20 protein-coding genes are annotated in these 26,454 nt (G+C 67.1%); 10 read left to right on the forward strand and 10 right to left on the reverse strand.

Annotation, left to right across the window (positions count from 1 at the left end):
- Positions 1 to 91: 91 nt before the first annotated feature.
- The 3 genes from ACIP1U_RS09560 to tldD all read left to right on the forward strand — a co-directional run bounded on the left by ACIP1U_RS09560 (position 92) and on the right by tldD (position 6,936).
- Complete coding sequence (locus tag ACIP1U_RS09560; protein WP_400314229.1) at positions 92 to 4,483, forward strand: YhdP family protein; 4,392 nt, start codon at positions 92 to 94, stop codon at positions 4,481 to 4,483.
- Positions 4,484 to 4,536: 53 nt separating this feature from the next.
- Positions 4,537 to 5,358 (forward strand): carbon-nitrogen hydrolase family protein, encoded by an 822-nt coding sequence (locus ACIP1U_RS09565; RefSeq protein ID WP_400314230.1) that lies wholly within the window; start codon positions 4,537 to 4,539, stop codon positions 5,356 to 5,358.
- Positions 5,359 to 5,475: 117 nt separating this feature from the next.
- A complete protein-coding gene (gene tldD / locus ACIP1U_RS09570; RefSeq protein ID WP_400314232.1) occupies positions 5,476 to 6,936 on the forward strand; it encodes a metalloprotease TldD in 1,461 nt (486 codons plus the stop codon).
- A gap of 43 nt (positions 6,937 to 6,979) precedes the next feature.
- On the opposite strand, the gene ACIP1U_RS09575 is transcribed toward tldD, so the two are convergent.
- On the reverse strand, positions 6,980 to 8,053 hold the full coding sequence (locus ACIP1U_RS09575; protein ID WP_400314234.1) for a class I SAM-dependent methyltransferase: 1,074 nt from the start codon (positions 8,051 to 8,053) through the stop codon (positions 6,980 to 6,982).
- Between the two features lie 461 nt (positions 8,054 to 8,514).
- Between ACIP1U_RS09575 and aroG the strand changes: the two genes are divergently transcribed.
- Complete coding sequence (aroG, locus tag ACIP1U_RS09580) at positions 8,515 to 9,594, forward strand: 3-deoxy-7-phosphoheptulonate synthase AroG (RefSeq protein WP_400314235.1); 1,080 nt, start codon at positions 8,515 to 8,517, stop codon at positions 9,592 to 9,594.
- A gap of 34 nt (positions 9,595 to 9,628) precedes the next feature.
- Here aroG and ACIP1U_RS09585 read toward each other — a convergent pair whose 3' ends face one another.
- The 6 genes from ACIP1U_RS09585 to nosZ form a co-directional block, all read right to left on the reverse strand.
- Positions 9,629 to 10,162 carry a nitrous oxide reductase accessory protein NosL gene (locus ACIP1U_RS09585; RefSeq protein ID WP_400314237.1) on the reverse strand — a complete coding sequence of 178 codons (534 nt, stop codon included), beginning with the start codon at positions 10,160 to 10,162 and terminating at the stop codon, positions 9,629 to 9,631.
- The gene (locus tag ACIP1U_RS09590; RefSeq protein ID WP_400314239.1) at positions 10,162 to 11,001 is read right to left on the reverse strand and encodes an ABC transporter permease; all 840 of its coding nucleotides are present in this window, start codon (positions 10,999 to 11,001) and stop codon (positions 10,162 to 10,164) included. Before ACIP1U_RS09590 ends, ACIP1U_RS09585 begins: the two co-directional genes overlap by 1 nt.
- Positions 10,998 to 11,924 carry an ATP-binding cassette domain-containing protein gene (locus ACIP1U_RS09595; RefSeq protein ID WP_400314240.1) on the reverse strand — a complete coding sequence of 309 codons (927 nt, stop codon included), beginning with the start codon at positions 11,922 to 11,924 and terminating at the stop codon, positions 10,998 to 11,000. Before ACIP1U_RS09595 ends, ACIP1U_RS09590 begins: the two co-directional genes overlap by 4 nt.
- Position 11,925: 1 nt before the next feature.
- Positions 11,926 to 13,182 carry a nitrous oxide reductase family maturation protein NosD gene (locus tag ACIP1U_RS09600; RefSeq protein WP_400314241.1) on the reverse strand — a complete coding sequence of 419 codons (1,257 nt, stop codon included), beginning with the start codon at positions 13,180 to 13,182 and terminating at the stop codon, positions 11,926 to 11,928.
- Positions 13,179 to 15,776 carry a 4Fe-4S binding protein gene (locus ACIP1U_RS09605; protein ID WP_400314242.1) on the reverse strand — a complete coding sequence of 866 codons (2,598 nt, stop codon included), beginning with the start codon at positions 15,774 to 15,776 and terminating at the stop codon, positions 13,179 to 13,181. Before ACIP1U_RS09605 ends, ACIP1U_RS09600 begins: the two co-directional genes overlap by 4 nt.
- Before the next feature lie 80 nt (positions 15,777 to 15,856).
- A complete protein-coding gene (nosZ, locus tag ACIP1U_RS09610; protein WP_400314244.1) occupies positions 15,857 to 17,794 on the reverse strand; it encodes a TAT-dependent nitrous-oxide reductase in 1,938 nt (645 codons plus the stop codon).
- A 290-nt stretch (positions 17,795 to 18,084) separates the two neighbouring features.
- Between nosZ and ACIP1U_RS09615 the strand changes: the two genes are divergently transcribed.
- The gene (locus ACIP1U_RS09615; protein ID WP_400314246.1) at positions 18,085 to 19,098 is read left to right on the forward strand and encodes an FAD:protein FMN transferase; all 1,014 of its coding nucleotides are present in this window, start codon (positions 18,085 to 18,087) and stop codon (positions 19,096 to 19,098) included.
- Between the two features lie 93 nt (positions 19,099 to 19,191).
- On the opposite strand, the gene ACIP1U_RS09620 is transcribed toward ACIP1U_RS09615, so the two are convergent.
- Together ACIP1U_RS09620 and ACIP1U_RS09625 are read right to left on the reverse strand one after the other, a co-directional pair.
- Positions 19,192 to 19,590: a c-type cytochrome gene (locus ACIP1U_RS09620; RefSeq protein WP_400314248.1), complete on the reverse strand. Its 399-nt coding sequence runs from the start codon at positions 19,588 to 19,590 to the stop codon at positions 19,192 to 19,194.
- Between the two features lie 10 nt (positions 19,591 to 19,600).
- A complete protein-coding gene (locus ACIP1U_RS09625; protein WP_400314249.1) occupies positions 19,601 to 19,948 on the reverse strand; it encodes a c-type cytochrome in 348 nt (115 codons plus the stop codon).
- Between the two features lie 568 nt (positions 19,949 to 20,516).
- On the opposite strand from ACIP1U_RS09625, the gene ACIP1U_RS09630 reads away from it, so the two are divergent.
- From ACIP1U_RS09630 to ACIP1U_RS09640, 3 genes are read left to right on the forward strand one after another with little or no spacing between them, the layout of a single operon-like run.
- A complete protein-coding gene (locus ACIP1U_RS09630) occupies positions 20,517 to 21,407 on the forward strand; it encodes an AAA family ATPase (protein WP_400314251.1) in 891 nt (296 codons plus the stop codon).
- A gap of 14 nt (positions 21,408 to 21,421) precedes the next feature.
- Complete coding sequence (locus ACIP1U_RS09635; protein ID WP_400314253.1) at positions 21,422 to 22,015, forward strand: GNAT family N-acetyltransferase; 594 nt, start codon at positions 21,422 to 21,424, stop codon at positions 22,013 to 22,015.
- A 30-nt stretch (positions 22,016 to 22,045) separates the two neighbouring features.
- Positions 22,046 to 23,221 carry a VWA domain-containing protein gene (locus ACIP1U_RS09640; RefSeq protein WP_400314254.1) on the forward strand — a complete coding sequence of 392 codons (1,176 nt, stop codon included), beginning with the start codon at positions 22,046 to 22,048 and terminating at the stop codon, positions 23,219 to 23,221.
- A 196-nt stretch (positions 23,222 to 23,417) separates the two neighbouring features.
- Here the strand turns inward: ACIP1U_RS09640 and ACIP1U_RS09645 are convergent, their stop codons facing one another.
- The gene (locus ACIP1U_RS09645; protein ID WP_400314255.1) at positions 23,418 to 24,326 is read right to left on the reverse strand and encodes a LysR substrate-binding domain-containing protein; all 909 of its coding nucleotides are present in this window, start codon (positions 24,324 to 24,326) and stop codon (positions 23,418 to 23,420) included.
- Between the two features lie 125 nt (positions 24,327 to 24,451).
- Between ACIP1U_RS09645 and ACIP1U_RS09650 the strand changes: the two genes are divergently transcribed.
- A complete protein-coding gene (locus ACIP1U_RS09650) occupies positions 24,452 to 25,438 on the forward strand; it encodes a tripartite tricarboxylate transporter substrate binding protein BugE (RefSeq protein WP_400314257.1) in 987 nt (328 codons plus the stop codon).
- A gap of 16 nt (positions 25,439 to 25,454) precedes the next feature.
- Positions 25,455 to 26,342, forward strand: coding sequence for an N-formylglutamate amidohydrolase (locus tag ACIP1U_RS09655; RefSeq protein WP_400314259.1), 888 nt, complete (start codon positions 25,455 to 25,457; stop codon positions 26,340 to 26,342).
- Positions 26,343 to 26,454: the final 112 nt, after the last annotated feature.

Consider the following 26,454-nt stretch of genomic DNA (forward strand, 5'->3'; position numbering starts at 1 on the left):
CCGGCTCGCGCCGCGCGCGGTGCGCGCATTCTTGTTGTAGCCGGCCGGGCACCAGATTGGAGAGCGGCTAGTATTGTCGGATAATCTGCGCATGTCCAGCCGCGCCCCACAACCCGCTGACGGTTCTCCCCCCAATGGCGGCGCGGGTGGGCATGTGGCCGCCGCTACGCTGCCAACTCCGGCCAACGACACCGTTAAATGCCCCGCTGACAACTCCGGCAACGCCGCCAGCAACTCCGCTAACAACGCCGCGAACATCCCCGCTTCGCCAACACCCGCTAATCCCTTGGCTGCTCCAGGTATCGATTCCCCTGCCCTGCCGCGCCCTGCGCAGGGCCTGGCTCGCTTGCGCCGCCTCGCCGGCGCCGGCGCGCGCGCGGCCGTTGGCATCGTGCGCCACCCGTTCTGGCGCGGCCTGGGACGCGCGCTGATACGGCTGGCGCTGGTACTGGGCGTGCTGGCGCTGGTGGCGGGCCTGCTGATCCGCTTCGTGCTATGGCCGCAGGCATCGGCCGCGCGCGAATGGCTGGAGGAGCGCGGCTCGGTGGCGCTGTCGGCACGGGTAACCATCGGCGCGCTCGATACCTACTGGGATGGCTGGAACCCAGCCTTCCGCGCCCGCGACCTGCGCGCCATGGACAATGGCAAGCGCGTGCTGCTGTCGACCGCCACGCTTGACGGCAAGCTGTCGTGGCGCTCGCTGTTCAGCATGGACCTGCAGTTCGTCAGCCTGGGCGCCACCGGCACCGACATCCTGGTGCGCCGCACGCCCGAGGGCAAGCTGCTGGTCGGCGGCATGCCGGTCGATGCCACCGGCGGCCAGCAGGAGGACGACCGCTTCCTGGGCTGGCTGATGTCGCAGGGCCGCGTGTCGCTGTCCGACGGCAAGCTGCGCTGGCTCGACCAGAAGGCCGGGCTGCCGCAGCTCGATATCGGCGAAATCCGCCTTGACACCCGCCGCGACGGCTCACGCCATACGGTGACGCTGGAAGCGCGCTCGCCGGCGCTGGGCCCGCGCCCGCTGGTGGTCAAGTCCAGCTTCAGCAACGATTACCTGCACAGCGCCGGCAACTGGCGCTACTGGAGCGGCCAGGCCAGCTGGGACGTCGCCCAGCTGGAGTTGCCGGTGCTGCAGCGCTACCTGGTTATGTTCGAGGGCGTGGCCAGCGGCACCTTCAGCACCGACGGCAGCATCGAATTCCGCCAGGGCCGCATCGTGCGCAGCCAGACCCGGCTGCGCGCCAGCAGCGTCGACCTGCAGCTGGCCGGCGCCGCCGCCCCGCTGCGGCTGGCCAATGCGCAGGCCTTCCTGCTGCACCGGACCGAACGCGACGGCAGCAACCTGCTCACCGTCGACACGCTGCTGTGGCAGCCGCAGCTTGCCAACGGCCAGGCGGCGCCCGCCGACGCCAGCTGGCGCGAAGGGATGCGCAAGGTCGAACTCGGCTGGGCTTATGCGAAGGACGGCAGCCTGCGCAAATTCACGCTGAAGGCGCCTACGCTGGACCTGAACACGGTGCGCGCGCTGGCCAGCTCGATGCCGCTGGAGACCGCGGTGCTGCGCCGGCTGCGCGCGTTGCAGCCGGCCGGCCACATCGACAACCTCAGCGTCAACTGGATCCGCGAGCGCGCCGGCATGCTCGACCGCAGCGGCGGCAAGCCCCACTACAGCGTGCAGGGCACGCTGCGCGACGTCTCGGTCAACGGCCAGCCGGCGGTGCCGGCCCTGGATGCCAAGGGCCGTCCGCGGCTGGGCACGCCCGGTTTCTCGCGCCTGTCGGGCACGTTCTCGTTCAACGACCAGCAAGGCAATGCGCGCTTCGAAGGCAATGGCGCGTCGCTGGTTGTGCCCGGGTTATTCGAGGAGCCGCGCGTGCCGTTCGACCAGATCGGCGGCGACGTGCGCTGGCACCACGCCGGCGGCAAGCTGGTGGTGACGCTGGACGGCATCCGCTTTGCCAACGCGGATGCCGCGGGCTCGGTGCGCGGCACCTGGCGCGCCGGCGGCGACGGCACTTCCGGCATTGCCGACCTGAGCGGCGAGATGACCCGCGCCCACGTCGCGCGCGTGCCGCGCTACCTGCCGCTGACCATCCCTGCGGGCACGCGGCACTACCTGGCGGGCGCGCTGATGCGTGGCGACGCAGCCGGCGTCAGCTTCCTGCTCAAGGGCGACCTGGAGCATTTCCCGTTTCACGCGCCGCTCGAGAAGGCGGGCGAGTTCCGCGTCGACGTCCCGATCGAGCACGTCAGCTACCAGATTGCGCCGCACGAGACTGGCGCGGGGGGCGCGCCGCTGTGGCCAGTGTTCACCGATATCGCCGGACAGGTGACGTTCGACCGCGGCGGCATGACCTTCCTGGCTCGGCGCGCCACGGTGCAAGACATCCCGGGCGTAGTGCTGCAGGACGTCAGCGGCCGCATCGACGATCTCAGCGAACATGGCCGCCTCGCCATCGACGGCGGCGCCAGCGGGCCAGTGCAGGGCTTCCTGCGCTATATCGCCGCTTCGCCGGTGCGCGAATGGACTGCGCGCGTCGCCGATGCGGCGCGCGCGCACGGCAACGGCGAACTCAGGCTCAAGCTCGACATGCCGCTGGAGCACGCCAGCGCGGCCAAGGTGGACGGCCGTTTCCACTTTCCCGGCAACGACGTCGTGCTGAGCCCGCAGCTGCCGGCATTCGGCAATGCCAGCGGGGACATCACGTTCAATGAGCACGGGTTCGGGCTGGAGAACCTGCGCGCGCGCTTCCTGGGTGGCGAAGTGAAGCTCGGCGGCGGCACCCAGCCGGAAGGGGGCACGCGCGTCACCGCGAGCGGCACCGCCTCCGCCGCAGGCCTGCGCGAAGCCGCGGCAGGCTCGGCATTGGCGCCGCTTGCGGCCAGGCTGGAAGGCAGCACCGGCTACAACACCGTGATCGCGGTGCGCGAACGCGAGCTGCAGGTGCAGTTGAATTCCACGCTCAACGGCATGGCGATCGGCTTGCCGGCGCCGCTGGCCAAGGCGGCGCCGCACGACCTGCCGCTGCGCGTCGAGCTGCGCCCCGCGCCCGGCCGCGCCGGCATCGACGAACTGGCGCTGCAGCTGGGCAACGCCCTCAACGCACGCTACCTGTTGCGTCGCGACCAGAACGGCGGCAATGGCATCGAAGTCGTCGCCGGCGGCATCGGCGTGCAGCAAGCGGCGCCGGCACCGGCGGCCGGCGTCAGCGCCGCGGCGACCTTCGACCGGCTCGACATCGACGCCTGGCGCGGGGCCTTCGGCGGACCGGCGACCTCCACAGGCGGTGGCACGCGCCCCTCGCCCTTCTTGCCGGGCCGTATTGCGCTGCGGGCCGGCACGCTCCATGGCATGGGCCGCACGCTCGATGACGTGGTACTCGACGCCACGCGCGAAGCCGACGGCTGGAGCGCCAGGATCGAGTCGCGCCAGATCGCCGGCGCCGTGCAGTGGCAGCCGGCCGCCGCCGGGGCGGGTGCGGGTCCAGGTGCCAACGCCACGGGCGCCCTGCAACTGCGTCTGTCGCGCCTGAACGTGCCCGATGCCGCCGACGAGCACAACGTGGTCGATGCACTCGCCAGCAGCATCGACGAACTGCCCGCCATCGACCTGGTCGCCGAGCAGTTCATGCTGCGCGGCCACGACTTCGGCCGGCTGGAAGTCAAGGCGCATACCGGCACCAGCGGCAACGACCCGGTCTGGACCCTGGACAAGCTGAAGATCGAACAGCCCGATGCCACGCTGACCGGCCACGGCAGCTGGCGCGTGCCGCGCCGGCTGCGCGCCGACGGCAATACCGAGCGCCGCACGCTGCTGTCGTTCACCATCGATGTCGGCGACGCCGGCGCCACGCTCGACCGGCTGGGGCTGCCGCACACGCTGCGCGACGGCAAGGGCAAGCTGGAAGGCCGCGTAGCCTGGCGCGGCTCGCCGCTGTCGATCGACTACCCGACGTTGTCCGGCAAGCTTTCGCTCGAACTGGAGAACGGCCAGATCCTGAGCGTCGAGCCGGGCGCCGCGCGGCTGCTTGGCGTGCTCAGCCTGCAAGGGCTGCTGCGCTTTGCCACGCTGGACTTCCGCAGCCTGTCGGGCCGCGGACTGCTGTTCGACCGCATTTCCGGTTCCGGCACGATCGAGAATGGCGTCGGCACCATCCAGGATTTCGAACTCAAGAGCCCGCAGATCATCGCCAGCATGAGCGGCACCGCCAACCTGCTGCGCGAGACCCAGGACCTGCGCGTAGAGGTGGTGCCGCGCATCAATGCCACCTCGACCTCGGTGGCAGCCGCCTTTATCAACCCGGTGCTGGGCATCGGCACGCTCGCCGCGCAGTTGCTGTTTGCCGACGAGTTCTCCAGGGTGTTCACCCAGCACTACCGCATCACCGGCAGCTGGGCCAACCCGCAGATCGGCAAAGTGGAGGAGAATAAGGCGCAAGCCCCCCGGTTCCAGGACCGCGCCGACCCCGCGTTCCCGCGCTGAAGCCGCGGCCGTCCAAGAGAGTCCGAGAAAGTCAAAGAGGAAACCAACGCCCTATGACCGCCCCCGCCCCGTTCCGCGTGGCCGCCGTGCAGACCGTCACCGGCACTTCGCTCGATGCCAATCTGGCGCGCGCCGAGGCGCTGATCGCCGAGGCCGCTGCCGGCGGCGCGCAACTGGTGCTGCTGCCCGAGTACTTCTGCATGATGGGCCGCTCCGAATCGGACAAGGTGGCCGTGCGCGAGCACGACGGCGATGGCCCGGTGCAGCAGTTCCTGGCCGGCGCTGCGCGCCGCCATGGCATCTGGCTGGTGGGCGGAACGCTGCCGATGTGGTGCGACGACCCGGAGCGCGTGTACAACACCTCGCTCGCCTTCGACCCGCGCGGCGAGCGCGTGGCGCGCTACGACAAGATCCACCTGTTCGGCTTCACGCGCGGGACCGAGAGCTATGACGAATCGCGCACCATCCTGGCCGGCCGCACCCCGGTCAGCTTCGACGCGCCGTGCGGCCGCGTGGCCATGTCGGTCTGCTACGACCTGCGCTTTCCCGAGCTGTACCGAGGCCTGGCATCCGGCGCTGGCACCAGCCTGATCCTGATGCCGGCCGCCTTCACCTACACCACGGGCCAGGCGCACTGGGAGATCCTGCTGCGCGCCCGCGCCATCGAGAACCAGTGCTATGTGCTGGCCGCCGCACAGGGTGGCAAGCACGAGAACGGACGCCGCACCTGGGGCCATTCGATGCTGGTCGACCCCTGGGGCGAAGTGCTGGCCATGCTGCCCGAAGGCGAAGGCGTGGTGGCCGGCACCATCGACCCGGCGCGGCTGGAAGAAGTCAGGCAAAACCTGCCGGCATTGCGTCACCGGGTGCTGTAGCATGTACGCAACCGCGGGGCCGCCGCATGTGGTCGAATGTGGCGCCCGCACCAGGCATTTCACGCCTCGGCAAGATCCATGACTTGCCGGGGCGGCAAACAGAAGAAAGGACATCTCATGAACGCCGGCGATCTCGGAATCCGCAACCTGGCCACCGCGCAGCAACTGCTGCTGGCGCCATATGGCCTGGACGAGGCCAAGCTGCAGCGCGTGCTGGCCGATATCTTCACGCACAAGGTCGACTATGCGGACCTGTACTTCCAGTACACCCGCAACGAGGCATGGAGTCTGGAAGAAGGCATCGTCAAGTCGGGCAGCTTCAGCATCGACCAGGGCGTGGGCGTGCGCGCCGTGTCGGGCGACAAGACCGCCTTTGCCTATTCGGACGACATCAGCCTGGCCGCGCTGTCACAGGCGGCAGCCGCCACCCGCACCATCGGCCGCGCCGGCAACGGCCGCGTCAAGGTGGCGGGCGAGTTGGCCTCGCACGCGGGCCGCAACCTGTACGCGCCCAACGACCCGCTCGATTCGATGGCCGCCGCCGAAAAAGTGGCGCTGCTCGAGCGCATCGAACGCATGGCGCGCGCCAAGGACCCGCGCGTGGTTCAGGTGATGGCCGGCCTGGCCGGCGAATACGACGTGGTGCTGGTGGCGCGCAGCGACGGCGTGATCGCCGCCGACGTGCGCCCCTTGGTGCGCGTGTCGGTAACGGTGATCGCCGAGCAGGGCGGACGCCGCGAGATCGGCTCGTCGGGCGGCGGCGGCCGCTATGCCTATGGGTACTTCTCGGACGACCTGCTGCAGAAGTACGTGGACGAAGCCGTGTCGTCGGCACTGGTCAACCTGGACGCCCGCCCCGCTCCGGCCGGCGCGATGACCGTCGTGCTGGGGCCGGGCTGGCCCGGCGTGCTGCTGCATGAGGCCGTCGGCCACGGCCTGGAAGGCGACTTCAACCGCAAGGGCTCGTCGGCCTTCGCCGGCCGCATGGGCGAGCGCGTAGCGGCCAAGGGCGTGACCGTGGTCGACGACGGCACGCTGGCCAACCGCCGCGGCTCGCTCAACCTCGACGATGAAGGCAATCCGACCCAGTGCACCACGCTGATCGAGGACGGCATCCTGCGCGGCTATATGCAGGACACGCTCAACGCGCGCCTGATGAAGATGCCGGTCACCGGCAACGCCCGCCGCGAAAGCTATGCCGCGCTGCCGATGCCGCGCATGACCAATACCTACATGCTCAACGGCGACAGGGATCCGCAGGAAATCATCGCCAGCGTCAAGAAGGGCCTGTATGCGGTCAACTTCGGCGGCGGCCAGGTCGACATCACCAACGGCAAGTTCGTGTTCTCGGCGAGCGAGGCCTACATGATCGAGGATGGAAAGATCACGTATCCGGTCAAGGGCGCGACGCTGGTCGGCAACGGCCCGGAGTCGCTGAAAGACGTGACCATGATCGGCAACGACATGCGCCTGGATTCGGGCGTTGGCGTGTGCGGCAAGGAAGGCCAGAGCGTGCCGGTCGGCGTGGGCCAGCCGACGCTGCGGATTGAAAACATGACGGTGGGCGGCACGGCCTGACGCGGCTTCGCCCCAAGGAAACGGGACCCGCGGGTCCCGTTTTTCATGGTGCGTCTTGTGCGTACGGCCGCGCCTCGTACACGAGGTTGAACGGCGTCTGCGCGGCCCTCCGGAAGCTGTTGAAGCCGGCCTGTTCGGCCACGCCGCGCAGGCGCGCCTCGCCTGCCTGCGCGCCCAGGCACAATCCCACTTCCTGCGAGCGCGACGCTGGCGTGCAGATGAAAGTGGAAGCGGAATAGAACACGCGCCCCACCGGGTTGAGATTGTCTTCCAGCTTGTCGTTGGCAAACGGCTCCACGATCATCCACGCGCCGTCCGGCCGCAGCGTGTCGCGCACGTGCCGCGCCGCGCCGACCGGATCGCCCATGTCGTGCAGGCAGTCGAACACCGCCACCAGGTCGTAGTCCTTGCCGGCATAGTCCTTCGCGCTTGCCACCTCGAAGCGCACGCGCTCGCCCACCCCCGCGCGCCGCGCGGCCTCGGTAGCATGGCGTACCGAAGGCTCGTGGTAGTCGAAGCCAACGAAACGCGAGGCCGGATAGGCCTGCGCCATGATGATGGTCGACGCGCCATGGCCACAGCCGACGTCGGCCACGCTGGCACCGTCCTTGAGCCGCGCCTCGATGCCGTCAAGGGCCGGGATCCACTCCGAGACCAGGTGCGCGGCATAGCCGGGCCGGAAAAAGCGTTCGGTGCCGTGGAACAGCGCCGGATCGTGTTCATGCCAGCCCAGCCCGCGCCCGTTGCGGAAGATATCGATCATCCTGGGAATGGCGCGGAACTGCGCCACGGCAATCTGGAACGCGCCGGGAATGAATGCCGGGCTGCCCTCTTGCGCCAGCGCGAAGGCCTGCTCTTCGTTCAGGCTGAACTCCGCGCTGGCGGGATCGTAGTCGACGTAGCCGCTGGCTGCCTGGGCCGACAGCCATTCGCGCAGGTAGCGCGCGTCGGTATGGGTTTTCTGCGCCAGCACGTCGACGGTCATCGGCTTTTCCGCCATGGCCTTGTACAGGCCCAGTTCATCGCCGACCACCACGGTGGCCGCGTGCATCACCGCGCCGATATCGTGGACGAATTGCTCCATGAAGGCATTCAGCCTCGCCTCGTCGACGCTCATGATTGCACCTCCCCGTGCGCTCCCTCATGTTCAATATAGGCTGCGGCCCTTGGCCGATACAGCAGGAAATGGCGCACCGCGAAGCGCCGCGGCGCGGCGCGGCGGACACTTGCCAACCCTGTCAAAAGGCGCTATAAAGATGCTTCGTCGCGCCGCAGGCAACCAAGGCGCCTCGAAGTTTTACCGATCGGCGCGCAATTTTGTGCCCTTCCGCTACGCAGCGCAGCATAAATCCAGCGCCTATCCACGAAATCGAATCAAGCTGACCCCAGCCAACATCCTTTTCCGCCATGTCCGCTAAGTTTTACTTTTACTTCTTTAGCGATCTCACACCGCTGGCGGATAGGGAGGGACGGCTGTAAGCGCCCCGAATACAAAAGAAACCGCCAGCGACCCTGGCGGTTTTTTTATACCCAATTGCTTCCTCACTCTCTCGACCTCACAAGAATCCCGGAGCCATCATGCTGAAGAACACCGACGACCTGCGCATTCGCGAACTCAAGGAGCTGCTGCCGCCGGCGCACCTGATCCGCGAATTTGGCTGCTCAGAAGCGGCTTCGGACGTGATCTACGGCGCGCGCCAGGCCATGCACCGAATCCTGCACGGCATGGATGACCGGCTCATCGTCATCATCGGCCCGTGCTCGATCCACGATACCCGCGCCGCGCTGGAATACGCCAAGCTGCTGAAGGTGCAGCGCGACCGCTTCGCCAACGAGCTGGAAGTGGTGATGCGCGTCTACTTCGAGAAGCCGCGCACCACGGTGGGCTGGAAGGGCCTGATCAACGATCCGCACATGGACGGCAGCTTCAAGATCAACGACGGCCTGCGCACCGCGCGCGAGCTGCTGCTGAACATCAGCGAGATGGGCGTGCCGACCGGCACCGAGTACCTCGACATGATCAGCCCGCAATACATCGCCGACCTGGTCAGCTGGGGCGCGATCGGCGCGCGCACCACCGAGTCGCAGGTGCACCGCGAACTGGCCTCGGGACTGTCGTGCCCGGTGGGCTTCAAGAACGGCACCGATGGCAACGTCAAGATCGCGGTGGACGCGATCAAGGCCGCGTCGCAGCCGCACCATTTCCTGTCGGTGACCAAGGGCGGCCATTCGGCGATCGTTTCGACCTCGGGCAACGAGGACTGCCACGTCATCCTGCGCGGCGGCAAGGCGCCCAACTACGATGCCGCCAGCGTGCAGGAAGCATGCGACGCCATCTCCAAGGCCGGGCTGGCCTCGCGCCTGATGATCGATGCCTCGCATGCCAACAGCAGCAAGAAGCATGAGAACCAGATCCCCGTGTGCGAAGAGATCGGCCACCAGATCGCCGGCGGCGACCAGCGCATCATCGGCGTGATGGTCGAATCGCACCTGGTGGCGGGCCGCCAGGACCACGTGCAGGGCACGCCGGTGGAGAACCTGACCTACGGCCAGTCGGTCACCGATGCGTGTATCGGCTGGGATGAGTCGGTCAGGGTGCTGGAAGGCCTGGCGGAATCGGTACGCCAGCGCCGCCTGGTGCCGGGCAGCGGCAACTGAGCCATCCATCGCGCGCGCCTCGCATGGCGGCCGGCTACATCCGGCTGTCGTGCATGGCGCCGCCGCTGAGGTCCGCCAGTTCCGGCGTCACCTCGGCATAGCGCATCAGCTTGCCGCCATGGCGGGCGATAAAGGCGCTGGCATCGCTTTCGACCCGGAAGCTCGCCAGCGTCGGCCCCATCGATCCGTGGCGCCCACTGCCGGCGACGTACACGCCGGTGGTCGCATCGAACCAGTGGCCGCGCGGCCGTTCCCAGTCAGCCCGCGCCATGTCCTGCACGAACACCGCGCGCACCGGCCTGACCTGCTCGGGCCGCCGCAGTGCGTGGAACATTTCCACTGTGTCGCAAAACCACTGCGGGCGCGACTCGCCGGCGTAGAAGATTTGCGCCTTGGGGCCGGGATAGTCGGCCAGCAGCATGCCATCCAGCACGCAGGCGGTGGCGGACTCGATTTCCTGCGGTTGCGCGGCGCCTTCGGGCTTCTTGCCGCAGGCGGCAACGAAGACCGTGGCACCGGCCATGGCGAGCATCAGGTGGCGGCGACGCAAAGACGATGGGGAACACATCAGCGGAATCTCCTGGCAGCCAGGACCAGCGGCACGGCAATCCACGCCAGCAGCGCCGCGCCGGTGGGCCAGGGGCTGGCCAGCGCCGACGGCACGATGCTGGCAACGCCGCCGGCGCTGCGTAACTGGTCGAGTGAAAAAGCGTTGACGATGCGGAACAGATCCGCGGGATTCAGCAGCAGCAGCCACGCGATCCAATCGGTGCCGGACCCGCTGGCGCCACCCTCCCCCGCGCCAGCGACCAGCAGCCCGAGCAGCAGCAAGTCGAACACCAGCACGAAGAAGAACCACAGGCCGATCGCCAGGCCCGATGCCTGCGCGCGGTCGCGCGACAGCACCGACAGCCACAGCGCCAGGCTCAGGAACGCCAGGCCCAGCAACCCGGCGCTGGCGACAAAGCCGAGGTAGTGGTACAGGCCGGGCCAACCGAACTGGCGCGCCAGCAGCACCGCCATCAATGCAAAGCCGGCGGCGGTGGCAAGCAGCAATGCGGCGGCCAGACCGAGGTACTTGCCCAGCAGCAGCTCGCCACGCGTCAGCGGCAACGACAGCAGCAGGTCCAGCGAGCCGCGCTCGCGCTCGCCCACCACGGCATCGAAGCCCAGCAGCAGCGCGATCATCGGCACCAGGTAGATCACCAGGCTCGCCAGGCTGGTGATGACGAACTCCAGCGAACGGGGTCCAAGCACACCTTGCTCGGCGCCGCCGAAATAGCCGATCGCCAGCGACAGCGCGGTGAAGACGACAGCCACGGCGAGCACCCAGCGGTTGCGCATGCGGTCGCGGAATTCCTTGGCTGCGATCGCAGCCACTTGCCTTGCATCGATGCGCGCGTTCATGCTTGTCCCCGCATGCCGAGAAACAGGTCTTCGAGCGAAGGCTCGCGGATCTGCAGGTCACTCAGGCGGCCCGCAAGCGGCTGCAATGCGGCGAGCACCGGCATCTTGGCAGCAACGGGACAGCGCACGGTCAGTTCATCCGGCACTCCGTCCACCACTTCGATCATGTCGCGCGCTTGCGTGCGCAGCAGGCGCAGCGCGTCCTGGCGTGCGCCCGGTTCGAAGCGCAACAGCAGCGTCAGCGGCAGCCCCGCCTGCGCGCGCAGCGCCTCCAGGCTGCCGGTGGCCTGCAGGCGGCCGGCGGCAAGAATGGCGAAGCGGTCGATGCGCTGCTGCAACTCGGCCAGGATATGCGAGGTGATGACGATGGTCACGCCGCGCTCGCGCAGCGTGTTGAGCATCCGGTAGAAATCGCGGATTGCCGCCGGATCCAGCCCGTTGGTCGGCTCGTCGAGGAACAGCACGCGCGGCGCGCCAAGCAGCGCCTGCGCGAATCCGAGTCGTTGGCGCATGCCTTTCGAGTACTCGCGCACCGGGCGCGCGGCGGCGGCGGACAAGCCAACCTGGTCGAGCATCGGCGCACAGGCATCCGCCTTCACGCCCTTCAGGCGCGCGAAGAAGCGCAGCGTTTCCAGCCCGCTCAGGTTGTCATAGAGCACCAGATGCTCGGGCAGGTAGCCGATACCGCGCCGCGTGGCGCGAAATGCACGGCTGCCTACCTCGGCACCTGCGACGCGCAAGGTGCCGTGCGTGGGTGGCAACAGTCCCAGCATCACCCTGAACAACGTGCTCTTGCCCGCGCCGTTGTGCCCGATCAGCCCGAGCAGTTCGCCCTGCCTCACGCTGAGGCTGACATCGTCGACGGCGCGCAGCGAGCCGAAGTGCCGGCTCACGCCGGTCAGCGAAATGGCATCCGTGGCCATTTCAGTTGCCGCTGGCCTGAGCATCCCAGTCCCTCCAGTTGGCGCGCACCGGGCGCATGCGCGGATAGGCGTCGACCACGCCCGGCGCCCGGATCACCGGGAACTGCCGTCCCGCCAGCCGCAGCGCCTGCAGGGCCGGACTGCCCAGCAGCAGCGTCACCCCCGGGTAGCGCCAGCCGAGCCGGTCGACGAGGTCATTGGCCTGGTACGGCACGTCGCCCACGCCGTCGCCGTCGCGGTCCCAGCCCAGGTAGCTGCTCCAGTAGTTGCCGTGCCCGCGCCCGCCCCACGGCTCGTCGCGCGCGCCCACGTAGCGCACCGGCTCACGGTTGCCGATGAAATCATTGCCCTGCACCACATTGCGCGTCGAGCCGGCCGACAGGTGCACGCCGGTCGCATTGCCCAGCACCAGGTTGCCGCGCAGCGTGACGTACTCGACGTCGTAGATAAAGAAGCCGCGCTGGTTGCCGGCGACCACGTTGCCTTCGATCACCGAGTCTTGCAGCGTGCGCAGCATGATGCCGTGGTCGGCATTGCCCCAGGTGCGGTTGTTGCGCACGACCTGGTCGCGTACTTCCATCAGCGCCAGCCCGCCGCGGTTGCGGTAGCTGTCGTTGCCTTCCCACAGGTTGTGGTACGAGTTCATGTAATGGGTGCCGTAGCGGCTGTGGTGCAGCCGGTTGCCGCGAAAAATCGCATGGTGCGAGACATCGACGTAGAGCGCGTCGCGCACGAAGCTGATGTTGTTGTCGAGGATGCGTGCGCCGCGCGTGTTGTAGAGCTGCACGCCGTTGCCGCGCTGCGCCGAGTTGTAGTCGCGCTTGCCGGTAATGGTGTTGCGTTCGATGCGGACATCGTCGGCCTTCTCGATCCACAACCCGAACAGGTTGTAGGTCAGGTCGCAATGGCGCACGACCGCGCGGTGCGCGCCGGGGCGAATGTAGATGCCGGCGTTCTGGTCCTTCAGGCTGTCACCGGAGTCGCGCACGATAAGGCCTTCGACCGTCACGTCGGGCGCCGTGATGCGCAACGTATCGCCGCGCAGCGCGCCGCTGAGCGTGGGCCGCGCGATGCCGCGCAGCACCAGCGGCTTGTCGACGGCGAAGTTGCCGGTGTAGTGGCCGCGCGCGATCTCGATGGTGTCCCCCGCGCCGGCGGCATCGATCGCCGCCTGCAGCGACTGGCCGGGCTGCACGCGCCAGGTCGCGGCGTGCGTGCAGGTCAGCCATAAGAGCGCGATACCAGGCAGCAGCTTCATGCGACCAGCATCCCCATCGCCTTCAGCGCCAGGAACAGCACGGCACCGACCAGCAGGTTCTTGAAGCCGACATAGCTGAGCATGTCCATCACGGTGGCGCGCCGGTAGCGGCCGCGCCACCACGGGCCGTCCTTGACGTAGCGCTTGCCGGACAGGCGGATCAGCACTTCGTACAGGCTCCAGCCCAGCCACCAGCCGATCACCGCGCCGGCGCGCATTTGTCCGCTGGCGGCCAGCGCCCACGCGACAGTGGCCGCCAGCGCCACGGCAAGCCCCGCCAGCTGCAGTGCAGCGGCGGTGCGCCAGCCCTGCCCGCTCCATGGCCACAAGTGGTCACACAGCTCGGCGAGCCAGCGCGCGGCGCCAGCCGTTGCCGCGTATGGAGGCGCGATGGGATCGGTCGGCATCCGCGGATCGGGGCCCGATGGCTGTGCCGCTTCGGCCGGCACCGGCACCAGCGGGATGAAGTACCCGTTGCGTCCCACCGGCGTCAGCGGCAGCCCGTCGCGCTCGCGCAGCTTGCGCTCGCGCGCCAGCGGCGGGCAGCCGCGCGTATCGGTATAAAGTACCATGCAGTCGAGGCAATGCAGGCATTCGCGCTGGTCGATGCGGCCGTCGGCATCGATCGCCTGCGCGCCGCAGCCCACCGCGCACGCCTTGCAGTGGTTGCAGTCGGGCTTGCGCCGCAGGCCAAACCAGCGGAACGTGCTCGGCATCGCCAGTGCGGCGCCGAGCGGACACAGGTACTTGCAGTAAGGCCGTTCGATAAACAGTGACAGTCCCAGCAGCGTGCAGGCGAACAGGCCGTACGGCCACGCGCGGTTCGGGATGCCGACCAGGAAGGTCGTCTTGAACGGCTCGATCTCCGCCAGCATCTCGGCCAGCCCCATCGAAAACACCGACACCGCCAGCAGCCCGAAGAACACGCCATACTTGACCCACTTGAGCCGGTCATGCCAGCGACGCGGCAGTTGCCGCTGCCATCGCTTCAGTCCCAGGAAACGGCCCAGCTTGTAGATCGCCTCGGACAGCGAGCCGAATGGGCACAACCAGCCGCAGAACAGCCCGCGCCCGAACAGCAGCACGGTGACGATGATGAAGATCCAGAAGCAGAAGATAAAGGGATCGCTGAGGAACAGCGCCCAGTCCCAGCGCAGCAGCAGCGCATGGAACCATGTCAGCACCTGCGTGATCGATGGCTGCGCCATCGCGCCGAAACCGACCAGGACGATGCTGATCGTCCAGGCCGTGTACTTGAACGCATTGACCGGCCATTTGTTCTTGTGCGTGGCGCGCCGCGTCAGGCGGTCGCGCAGAGCGTAGACCAACGTGACCGCACCGAGCAGCGCGATGAACAGCGCAATCGCAATGAACTGCTTGCGCCAGACCTTGCGCCACGGCGCCTCGGGTTCGTCGATCTGCGGCCGGCCGCCCTGCAGCATCGCTGCCGGCAGCCAGTATGGCGCATCGAAGCTGGCGAAGCTGCGCGTACCGGTGGCCCGGTCGACGCGGTTGCCGAGGAACGACAGCTTCCACCGATAGGCCGCGGAAAACGCCGGCGACCGGATCACGAAAATCGCCGACTCCGTCACCGCCGGCACGCCCTCCGCCGCGACGCCGTAGAGGTTGAGGTAATCCAGGTCGCGGAAGGTGAACGCATCGGCGCCCTGGCGCACCTGCACGCGGTCGTAGATGCCCCCGCGCACGAAGCCCGAGCCCTTGAACGACTCCGCACCCGCGGTGCGGATCACGAAGATGGCGTGCTCGCCGGGCTTCAACTGCGCGCGCAACCCCTGCCAGCCGGCATCGCCCAACACGCTGCGGCCGATGTCGGAATGGTTCAGGTCGCCAAACCACAGTTCGATAAAGGGCTCGCCGCCACCGGGCAGCCCGGCTTGCGCCGGCTGCACCAGCAGCCGCTGCACCAACCCGCTGGCCACCATTTGCTGCCAGCCATAGTGCTTGCCGCTTTCCGCATATCGCGCCGGTGCCCGCTGCGTCGGCGCCAGGATGCCGACCTGCCGCGCCACCGCCGCGCCCGATGTGGTCAGCACCTGGTTCTGCGCGATCACCGTTACGGTGGCACCGGAGATGGCATCGACGCCGACCACGCCCTCGTCCGGCCGCGACTGGCCGACCTCGATCTTGTCGGCCACCGACTTGCCGACGTACTGCCGATTGAAATCGAGCAGCGCCGATTCCGGGATGCCCAGCAGCAGGATCGGCTCGGAATGCTTCAGTACCCTGATGCCCGTGTACTGTCCCCGCGTATCCATGCCGATCAGCGTCACCACCGGTTTGCCGGAATACGCCGGCGTATCGGTGATATCGGTGGACAGCATCACGTAGCCGAGCAGCTCGCGCTTTCCGTCCGCCCCAGTGCGATAGCCCTCGACGTAGGGCGGTTGTCCCTTGCGCAGAGAGAAGCTGGTCGCGCCAGGCAGCACTTCGGTGCAAGACACCAGCGCGCACAGGTCCGCCGCGGTGGACAGTTCGGGCGGCAAGGCTGCCTCGTAGGCGCCGGCGTGTGCCGGCACGGCAAAGCCAAGCGCCAGCAGACACACGGCGAAGCACGCCGCAAGCCGTTCGAGCATTGCGTGGATCATGAAATTGGGGGCAGGCAGATGACCGGCGCAGCGGCGGGCACGGCGCCAGGTTATCCACGCATGCCATCTCAGGCCTCGACGATCATGCGGCTGCGCATCTCAAGATGCAGCGCGTGGCAGAAGTGAGTGCAGTAGCACCAGAACACGCCCGGCTTGTCTGCCACAAAGGTCACCGACGCGGTCTCGAGCGGATTGACGATGAAGTTGATGTTGTACTTGGGGATGGCAAACCCGTGCGTCAGGTCTTCGATCTTGTCAAGGTTGGTCAGGATCAGCGTGACCTCGTCGCCCTTCTTCAGCTTGATCTCGCGCAGCGAGAACACCGGCGCCTGCGACGTGATCTTCACCGTCACCTTCCTGCCGTTGCGGAACACGCCCGACTGCTGCGGATCCTTCACCGCCAGCGGGAAGTCATCCAGCGCATAGACCTGCTTCGGCCGCAGCAGCTCGCGACGGAAGATGATGAAATCGTGCGGCTCGCTGTGCACCGGGTGGTCCGCCAGCAGCACCATCTTGTCGCCCGAGATATCGATCAGCTGTTCGTTCTCGGCATGCAGCGGCCCCACCGGCAGGAAACGATCCTTGGAGAACTTGCAGCCCACTGCCAGGAACTTGCCGTCGGCGGCGATCGTCTCGGACTGCGAGGCGTTCAGGTGGCCGGGCTGGTACTGCACGTCGAGCCGGTCGACCACGTACCTGGCGTTCTTGTCGCCCTTGTGGAAACGGATCGCCGAGTCGATATTCCACTTGACGATCTGGCTGTCGAGGAACAGCGTGGTGTAGGCATTGCCACGCCCGTCGAAAGCAGTATGCAGCGGCCCCAGGCCCAGCTCGACTTCGGCGACGATGGCATCGTCGAGCTTCTCCAGCTTGCCGTCGAACCAGTCCAGCACTTTCGCCAGTTCGATCACGGTGCCCGTCGGCGACAACTTGCCCGCGCAGATAAAGTACTTCTGATCGGGGCTGGCATTGACCCCGTGCGGGTTCTTCGGCACCGAGACGTAGGCGGTCAAGGCGGTTTTCGGGTCGGCGTTGGCCGCGTGCGTGCCGTCGACCACCGGCACCTTCGAATCGCCGATGGTCTTGAACTTCCCATCCTTGACCGCGGCCTCGATGCGGGCGATGTTGAAGAACAGGCAGGCGTCGCGCTCGGCCGACATCATGTCTTCATAGCGCGCGCCCATCTCGACGTTGTACTGGTTGGTGGCGGCCAGCTTGCCGTCGTACGAGGTCGCGACCAGGTCGCAGTTGCCGTCGATCAGCACCTGCCAGCGCACCGCCATCGTCTCCGCGTCGACGCAGGTGAACAGCGAGCGGTACTTGCCGGCGTCCTCGGTCGGCGTATTGGGCAGCGGCACGGCGAACTCGGCGCCGCAGAACACGCGCGTGGTGTAGTTGATGTTCTGATCGACGGGATCGCGCTTGTCCGGAAAAATGCCGTGGAAACCCTGCACGTTGGGCAGGTCGGTGATCTTGTCGCAGACGAAATAGTCGAGCCGGATACGTGCCAGGCGCGCGTTTATCTTGTCGTTGATCCACGCGTAGCGGCCATCGTAGTTGCCGTCCTTGTAGGAGGCATGCACGTGGTGCGTGTCGCCGACGGTGTACAGCACGTTGCCGTCGGGGCGTGTGCCCATCACGCGCTTGGATTCATTGGTGATGCCCCAGCCGGTCAGCGCATCGGGCACGAAGCACGGGATGCGGTGCAGCTCGCGCCCGGAGGGCAGGCCCAGCACACGCACGTCGCCCGCATGGCCACCGCTCCACAGTCCGTAGTAGGTATCGAGCTCGCCCGGCTTCAGGTGCACCGACGCACCGGCATGCGCACCGGCATGCCCTGCATGGGCACCGCTTGCCGCGGCGGCCGCGGCAGGGGCTGCGCCCTTGTCCGTGCATGCCGCCACGCCGGCCAGCCCGGCCAGCGCCGCGGTATTGATAAAGCGCCTTCGTCCCGGTGCCGCCGGAGCATCGGTGTGTGCCAGTGGGTCTTGGGAATGCCTTGTCATCTTCGATCCTCGAACCGTCATTGCAAAGGGCGGAGGGTCCGCCTGCCTTCTTCGTTGTGTTGGTGGCCTGGTGCTGCCGGCTACAGATAGTCGAAGCAGTTGGCGCGAACGAGGTTGACGGTCGTCATGGATTTCTTAAATATTCATTTCTGATGCATGTTTTTTCGGAAGACTGCCGGGAGAATGGCGGCACCACAACGTCAACGATCAATGCGGCAAGCGCCGCCCACCCTGTCATGCGCGCCAAGACCCTACCGGCAACGCTGTCTTCTTCCTCTTGCATCGACGCCATGCGGCGCAACGTTCTGCGCGCCGCAGCGATCAGCGTGCCGATGCTCGCCACCGCCATGTTCGTCAGGCCCGCGTTGGCCGATTCAACGGTCACGCGCGCATCGCGGCGCCTGCTGGGCACGCAAGTCGATATCGTGGTGCAGGACAGTTCTTACCTGCATGCAAGGTCCGGCATCGCCGCGGCCTTTGCGGAGATGGCGCGCCTGGAGCAATTGATGTCGCGCTACCGGCCCGACAGCCAGGTCAGCGCACTGCAGCGCGCAGCGGGCCGGCAGCCGGTGCCGGTCGCGCCGGAACTGATGGCAGTGTTGCAAGCGGCGGCGGCGCTGTCGGCGCGCACCGGAGGCGCGTTCGACATCACCGTCGGTGCCTTCGCCGGCTGGCACTTCGGCGGAGACAGCGCGCGCGTGCCCACTTCCGCCGAACTTGCACGTGAACGGACGCTGGTGGACTACCGGCAAGTCATGCTCGACGCACGCCGCGGCGAAGCGATGCTGCTGCGCCCGGGCATGCGCCTGGACCTGGGTGGCATCGCCAAGCTGCCGATCCTGCAGGCGGGCATGCAGGCGCTGCGCAGGCATGGGCTGCACAACGCGATGATCAACGGCGGCGGCGATGTATTGGCAAGCGGCCAGTTGCAAGGACGCGACTGGCGCGTGGGCGTGCGCAACCCGCGCGCGCCGGCGCGGCTGCTGGGCGTACTGGCGGTTTCCGATGCCGTGGTCGCGTCATCGGGTGACTATGAGCGCTGCTTCGTGGCCAACGGCAGGCGCTACCACCACGTGCTCGACCCCGCCACCGGCCTGCCGGCGGCGGGTCCGCATGGCGTGACGCTGGTGGCTTCACAGGCCATGGCGGTGAACGGCCTGGGCGCTGGGCTGATGGTGGCGGGCCAGTCCGCCGCGGCCGGCCTGCTGCGCAGGGCAGCCGGCGTCGACGCACTGCTCGTCGGTGACGGCGAGCCCTGGGCCACGACAGGGATGCGCCGCCGGTTGGCGGGTATGGCGGTGTAGGACGCGCTGGCGCGCCGCCCAAAGAAAAAGCCGCCTGTACCAAGGCGGCCTTTCCGTCTGCGACGGCGCGGCAATCGCCGCGCTACGGCTTACTTACTTCTTCAGCACCAGGTCGCCCGGCAGCGACTCGATATACGCCGCCATGTCCTTCAGTTCCTTGCGTGTGAACGGACGCGGCTTGCCGTCCTTGCCGGTCACCGCCGGATTGGCGTTGACCTGACCGGCCATGATCGCATTGGAGCGGCCCACCAGCGCGTTGCCCGACACCTGGTACGAGGCCATCGCGTGGTACAGGTAGTCGGCATGCTGGCCAGCCAGCTTGGGATAGTCAGGCGAAATCGGCTTGTTCATGCCCGCGCCGTGGCAGGCCACGCAGGCACCCTTTTCCACCAGCGCCTTGCCGTTGGCGAGGTCGGCGGCCGAAGCCGGCATGGCGGCGGCACCCAGCACGAGTGCGCCGAGCGCGATCGAAAGCGTCTTGAGCGTCTTCATGATGGGTCTCTTACTTCAGGGAGTTGTTCTGGGTATTCGCCTTCTGCTGCGAGTAGTACGCGGCCACATCGGCAATATCCTGCTCGGTCAGCGTGGCGGCGATGCTGCGCATGGTCGGGTGCTTGCGCTCGCCCTTCTGGTACGCCTTCAGGGCGTTCTCGATGTACTTGGCGCTCTGGCCGCCCAGCAGCGGCACTTCATAGATCTCGGGGAATGACGCACGGTAGCCCGGAATGCCGTGGCATCCGATGCACATTGCAACCTTGTCCTTGGCAGCGTCTCCATTGCCCTTGACTTCCTGTGCCTGCGCGCCCATTGCAGCCGCGCCCAGCACCACCATCGTGAGGAGCTTTTTCATTGTCTTTGCGGATTGGAAATTAAACCGTGCGTGACAGCCCTGCCGGGCGGAGACGGTTTCAGAATGCTTCTGGGGAAAGCCTGGCTTGCCGATGGGGTTGCAAGAGGTGCAACCCGCCAGACCCGCCCAGACATTCGGCATCCGGGATCATTGCCGTGATGTGGAACACATTCTGGAACCACCTCGCGCAATCGCCGCGACCCGAGCGGGCCGCTGGGACTTCTGAACGCGGACTGCCGGATACTGGAGAACTGGACGTGGGGGCGCGTCAAACCGGCGCATTGTACAGCAGGCGGCACCTGCCAGTCCACTGGCAGTCCAGCAACCGCCCGCCGTTGCGGGCCGCCCGTCAGCCCATCTGTCAGACCCGCCCAACACGAACCGCAAAGGTCTTTTATACTGGCCCACTTCGGGAAAGCGCACGACCGTTCGCAGACGCTCGGCACTGAGCCCGGACGAACCCTACCGCCCATAATGAAAGCGCGCGTGACAGCGCGAAGAGACTGCGCCAAACACGCCAACCCGGCCCGAACCGACCAAGACAGGGCCGTCACCTCCAGGTTGCCTCATGTCAAACACCGCCAACGCTTCCGCCCAAGCTTCCTCCGCCCAGCAGGCCCGTTTCGAGGGCAGTGACCAGTATGTCGCCACCGACGACCTCAAGCTGGCCGTCAACGCCGCGCGCACGCTGCAGCGCCCGCTGCTGATCAAGGGCGAGCCCGGCACCGGCAAGACCATGCTGGCCGAGGAAGTGGCCGCCGCGCTGGGCATGCCGCTGCTGCAGTGGCATATCAAGTCGACCACCAAGGCGCAGCAAGGCCTGTACGAATACGACGCGGTCTCGCGCCTGCGCGACTCGCAGCTCGGCGACGATCGCGTGCATGACATCCGCAACTACATCGTCAAGGGCGTGCTGTGGCAGGCCTTCGAGGCCGACGAGCAAGTGGTGCTGCTGATCGACGAGATCGACAAGGCCGACATCGAATTCCCCAACGACCTGCTGCGCGAACTCGACCGCATGGAGTTCTACGTCTACGAGACCCGCGAACTGGTCAAGGCGAAGCACCGTCCACTGGTGATCATCACCTCGAACAACGAGAAGGAACTGCCCGACGCCTTCCTGCGCCGCTGCTTCTTCCACTACATCAAGTTCCCGGACGCCGACACCATGCAGCAGATCGTCGACGTGCACTACCCCGGCATCAAGCGCGATCTGGTCGCCGCCGCGCTGGAATCGTTCTACGAGATGCGCAACCTGCCGGGCCTGAAGAAGAAGCCGTCCACCTCCGAGCTGATCGACTGGCTCAAGCTGCTGATGTCCGAGGACATCCCGCCAGAGGCGCTGAAGAGCCCGGACAAGAAGGCCGCGATCCCGCCGCTGCACGGCGCGCTGCTGAAGAACGAGCAGGACGTGCACCTGTTCGAGCGCCTGGTGTTCATGAACCGCGCCAACCGCTGAGCGAGCTGCCTGTCATGACCGCTTTTGCCAAACCCGTGACCCTGGCCGGCAAGCACGCCACGCTGGAGCCGCTGCGCCCCGAGCATGCCGATGGCCTGCGCGCCGCCTGCGCCGACGGCGAGCTGTACAAGCTCTGGTACACCAGCGTGCCAGCACCCGAGCGCATGGAAGCCGAGATCGCGCGGCGCCTGGGCCTGCAGGAACAGGGCTCGATGCTGCCGTTCGCGGTGCGCGACGCCGCGGGCGAGCTGGCGGGCATGACCACCTACATGAATATTGACGCGGCCAACCGGCGCGTGGAGATCGGCTCCACCTGGTATGCGCGCCGGGTCCAGCGCTCGCCGCTGAACACCGAGTGCAAGCTGATGCTGCTCGGCCATGCCTTCGACCAGCTCGACTGCATCGCCGTGGAATTCCGCACGCACTGGATGAACCAGCAGAGCCGCGCCGCGATCGCGCGGCTGGGCGCCAAGCAGGACGGCGTGCTGCGCAACCACCAGCGCATGCCGGACGGCTCGTTGCGCGATACCGTGGTGTTTTCGATTATCGCCAGCGAATGGCCGACGGTGCGTCAACACCTGCAATTCCAGCTTGACCGTCCGCGCTGAAGCGGCCGCCTATCACCAGAGCAAGGCATCATGCTGATCGATTTCTTCTTCTCGCTGCGCCACGCCAAGCTGCCGGTCTCGGTCAAGGAATACCTGACCATGCTGGAAGCGCTCAAGGCGCAGGTCATCACACCCTCGATCGACGAGTTCTACTACCTGTCGCGCATGACGCTGGTCAAGGACGAGAAGCACTTCGACAAGTTCGACCAGGCCTTCGCCGCCTATTTCAAGGGCGTGGAAAGCCTGGTCGACTGGAAGTCCGATATCCCGCTCGACTGGCTGCAGAAGACGCTGGAGCGCGAGCTGTCGGCCGAGGAAAAGGCCAAGATCGAGGCCATGGGTGGGCTCGACAAGCTGATGGAGCGCCTCAAGCAACTGCTTGAAGAGCAGAAGGAAAAGCACGAGGGTGGCAACAAGTGGATCGGCACCGGCGGCACCTCACCGTTCGGGCATGGCGGCTACAACCCGGAAGGCATCCGCATCGGCGGCCCGAGCAAGGGCAACCGCACCGCGATCAAGGTGTGGGAAGCGCGCACCTACAAGGACTACGACGACCAGGTCGAGCTTGGCACGCGCAACATCAAGGTCGCGCTGCGACGCCTGCGCCGTTTCGCGCGCGATGGCGCCGACACCGAGCTGGACCTGGACGACACCATCCACTCGACCGCGGCCAATGCCGGCCTGCTCGACATCAAGCTGCGGCCCGAGCGCCATAACAAGGTCAAGGTGCTGATGCTGATGGACGTGGGCGGCTCCATGGACGACCACATCAAGCGCGTGGAAGAACTGTTCTCGGCCACCAAGACCGAGTTCAAGCACCTGGAGTACTACTACTTCCACAATTGCCTGTACGACCACGTGTGGAAGAACAACCGCCGCCGCCACGCCGAGAAGCTGGCGACGTGGGACCTGCTGCACAAGTACACGTCCGACTACAAGATCATCTTCGTCGGCGACGCCACCATGAGCCCGTACGAGATCCTGCAGCCCGGCGGCTCGGTCGAGTACAACAACGCCGAGGCCGGCGCGGTATGGCTGAACCGCATGACCGAGCAGTTCCCGCACTTCGTCTGGCTCAACCCCGAGCCGGAAGGCCTGTGGCAGTACCGCCAGTCGATCACCGTGATCAACCAGTTGATGAAGGGGCGCATGTACCCCGTTACGCTGGCCGGGCTGGAACAGGCAATGAAGGTGCTGTCGAAGTAAGACCGTTCAAGATGCGCGCCGTGGCCAGCGCCGCGCGAACCAGGCTCCCCTCGCCCGCTTGCGCGAGAGGGGGGAGGGCCGGAGCCTCCACGTAGTTTGGCGTGTCATGCCTGGCACATGCCTGCCCTCTCCCCCGGCCCCTCTCCCGCAAACGGGAGAGGGGAGCAAAACCGCCGGTATGCCAGGCTCCTCCACCTCAGCCGGGCCGCGCCAGGTCGGCCCCTTCCATCACCCAGGCGCGGAACGTGCGCAGCGCCGGCAAATGCTGCTTCTGCTCCGGGTAGCACAGGTAATAGCCCTTCTTCGCCAGCACCTGCGCCGGATGCGCAACCACCAGCGCGCCGGTGGCAAGCTCCTCTTCAATCAGGCAGCGCGGGATCAGCGCAATGCCGAGTCCCGACAGCGCCGCCTGCGTCAGCAACGAGAACTGATCGAACCGCGCGCCGCCCCACGCCTGCCGCGTAGTCACGCCGAGCGTGGCGAACCAGTCGGGCCAGGCCTCCGGCACGGTGGTGTGGTGCAGCAGTGGATAGCGCAGCAGCGCGGCCGGCGTGCGCGCGATGCCGTCCGGCTCGTCCGTCAACAGGCCGGGGCGGCATACCGGCAGCACTTCGCGGCCAGTCATGTAATCAGCCAGGCTGCCGGGCCAGACGCCATCGCCGAAGCGGATTGCCGCATCCAGGTCCGGCTCAGAAAAATCGTAGCCCTGCGCATGCGGCACGAACTCCAGCGTGACCTCCGGATGGCGCGCGAAGAACTGCGGCAGGCGCGGGATCAGCCACTTGGCGCCCAGCGTCGGCATGCTGGCGATATGCAGCACACCGCCGCGCCCTTGCCGCGCCATCAGCTCGACGGTGGCCGCCTCCAGTTCGTTCAGGCTGGGGCCGATGCGTTCCAGGTAGCGTTCGCCCGCTGTGGTCAGCACCAGCCGCTGCCGAACGCGCTCGAACAGCTCCACGCCAAGATAAGCCTCCAGGCTGCGCACCTGCTTGCTGACTGCACCCTGCGTCACATGCAGCTCGCGCGCCGCCACGGTGAAACTGTTGTGCCGGGCTGCGGCCTCGAAGGCCTGCAACTCGGTCAGCGACGGACACATGCGCCGCATAATTCACCTCTACCTCACGACCAAATGGAATGAGCTAGGGATTTTATTTCGTTTGCGAGGGTCTTGCTCAAACGCGCAGAATCGTGAAAACCCCTCTGTCTCTCCTTTTCCCTACAGAATCCCTCATGCAACGTCGCCACCTCCTCCGCGTCCTGGCCGCCGCCTCGGCCGCCCTCGCCACCGGCCTGTCGTTCAGCGCCGCGGCCCAGTCCGGCTACCCGAACAAGCCGATCACGCTGGTCGTGCCCTTCCCCGCCGGCGGCACCACCGATATCGTGGCGCGCATCGTCGCCGACAAGCTCGGCCAGCAGCTGGGCCAGGCCGTGGTGGTCGACAACCGCGGCGGCGCCGGCGGCAGCATCGGCACCACCTTCCTGTCGAAGGCCGCGCCGGATGGCTACACGCTGGGCATCGCCACGGCCTCGACTCACGGCATCAACCCTGCGGTCTACCCGCGCCTGTCCTACGATGCAACCAAGGACTTCACCACCATCACCAACCTGGCCTCGGTGCCGAACGTGATGAGCATCAACCCGGCGGTCAAGGCCACCGACATGAAGTCCTTCATCGCGCTGGCGCAGTCGCAGCCGAACAAGCTGGCCTATGGCTCGGCCGGCAACGGCAGCGTCTCGCACATGATGGGGGAACTGTTCAAGATGAGCAGCAAGACCGAACTGCTGCACGTGCCGTACAAGGGCGTGGGCCCGGCGCTGAACGACGCGCTGGCAGGCCAGGTGCAGGTGCTGTTCGACAACCTGCCGTCGTCGCTGCCGTTCATCGAAGGCGGCAAACTGCGCGCGCTGGCCGTGGCCGCGCCCAAGCGCGTGGCAGCGCTGCCGAACGTGCCGACCTTCGCCGAGCTGGGCCTGGGCGAGGTCAACGACGCCGCCTGGTTCGGCCTGATCGCGCCGGCCAACCTGCCGGCCGATATCCAGAACAAGCTGCACGCCGCCGCCGTCAAGGTGCTGGCAATGCCGGAAGTCAAGGCCAAGCTGGAAAAGCTGGGCGCAACCCCGGTGGGCGACACCCCGGCGCACTTCGCCGCGCAGATCAAGACCGAAGTGGCCAAGAACAAGCGCGTGGCCGCGGCCGCAAAGATCTCGCTCGACTGACCCCTGGCGCTGCACCATGACCGATACCGACCGAACCACCGCGGATAGTCCGTACTTCCTGTACCAGCCGGAGGGCGAGCCCGCTCCGCTGTTCCTGGATTCGCCGCACAGCGCGACCACCTACCCGACGGACTTCCGCCCCGATCCCGCCCTGCCGCTGCCGCTGCTGCGGCAGGCCGAGGACACTTTCGTTGATGAACTCTATGCCGGCGCGCCGGCGCGCGGCATCCCGCTGCTGTGCGCGGGCTTCCCGCGCAGCTACCTCGACGCCAACCGCGCGCTGGAGGAAATCGACGAAGCGCTGCTCGACGCCCCCTGGCCCGGCGCCAAGCAGGAAACCTCCAAGACCCGTCTTGGCAAGGGCCTGGTCTGGCGGGTGCTTGACAGCGGCGAAGCGATCTACGACCGCAAGCTCGGCGTGGAAGAAGTGCAGGCGCGCATCAACCGCTGCTACCTGCCCTACTACGCGCAGTTGCAGAAGCTGGCCGACCGCGCCGTCGCCAGCCACGGCAGCGCCTGGCACATCAACTGCCATTCGATGCCGAGCCACGCGGCGCAATACGCAACCGAGTTCCCTGGCCTGGAGCATCCCGACTTCGTCGTCGGCGACCGCGACGGCACCACCTGCGACAAGCGCTTCACCGACCGCATCGAGGGCGTGCTCAAGGACATGGGCTACGAGGTCTGGCGCAACCACCCCTACAAGGGCGTGGAAATCGTGCGCGTGGTCGGCCAGCCGCAGGCCGGGCGCCACAGCCTGCAGCTCGAGGTCAACCGCAAGCTGTACATGGACGAAGTGGGCCTTACCCACACCGCCGGCTTTGCCAAGCTGCGCCACAACCTGAACGCGCTGCTCGACGAGCTGCTGCGCTTCACGCGCGCGATGCCCTCGCGCGTGGCCTGAGGCGTTTGCCAGCACATCACGGCCGGGCCGCGCCGGGATCACCGCGGACCGGCCGTGCGGGTTCCCCGCAGTTGTGCCGCATGGGAAATGTCTGCTAGAAAGCAGGCCGCTT

This window comes from Cupriavidus sp. NPDC089707, from assembly GCF_044748965.1.
Taxonomy (GTDB): domain Bacteria; phylum Pseudomonadota; class Gammaproteobacteria; order Burkholderiales; family Burkholderiaceae; genus Cupriavidus.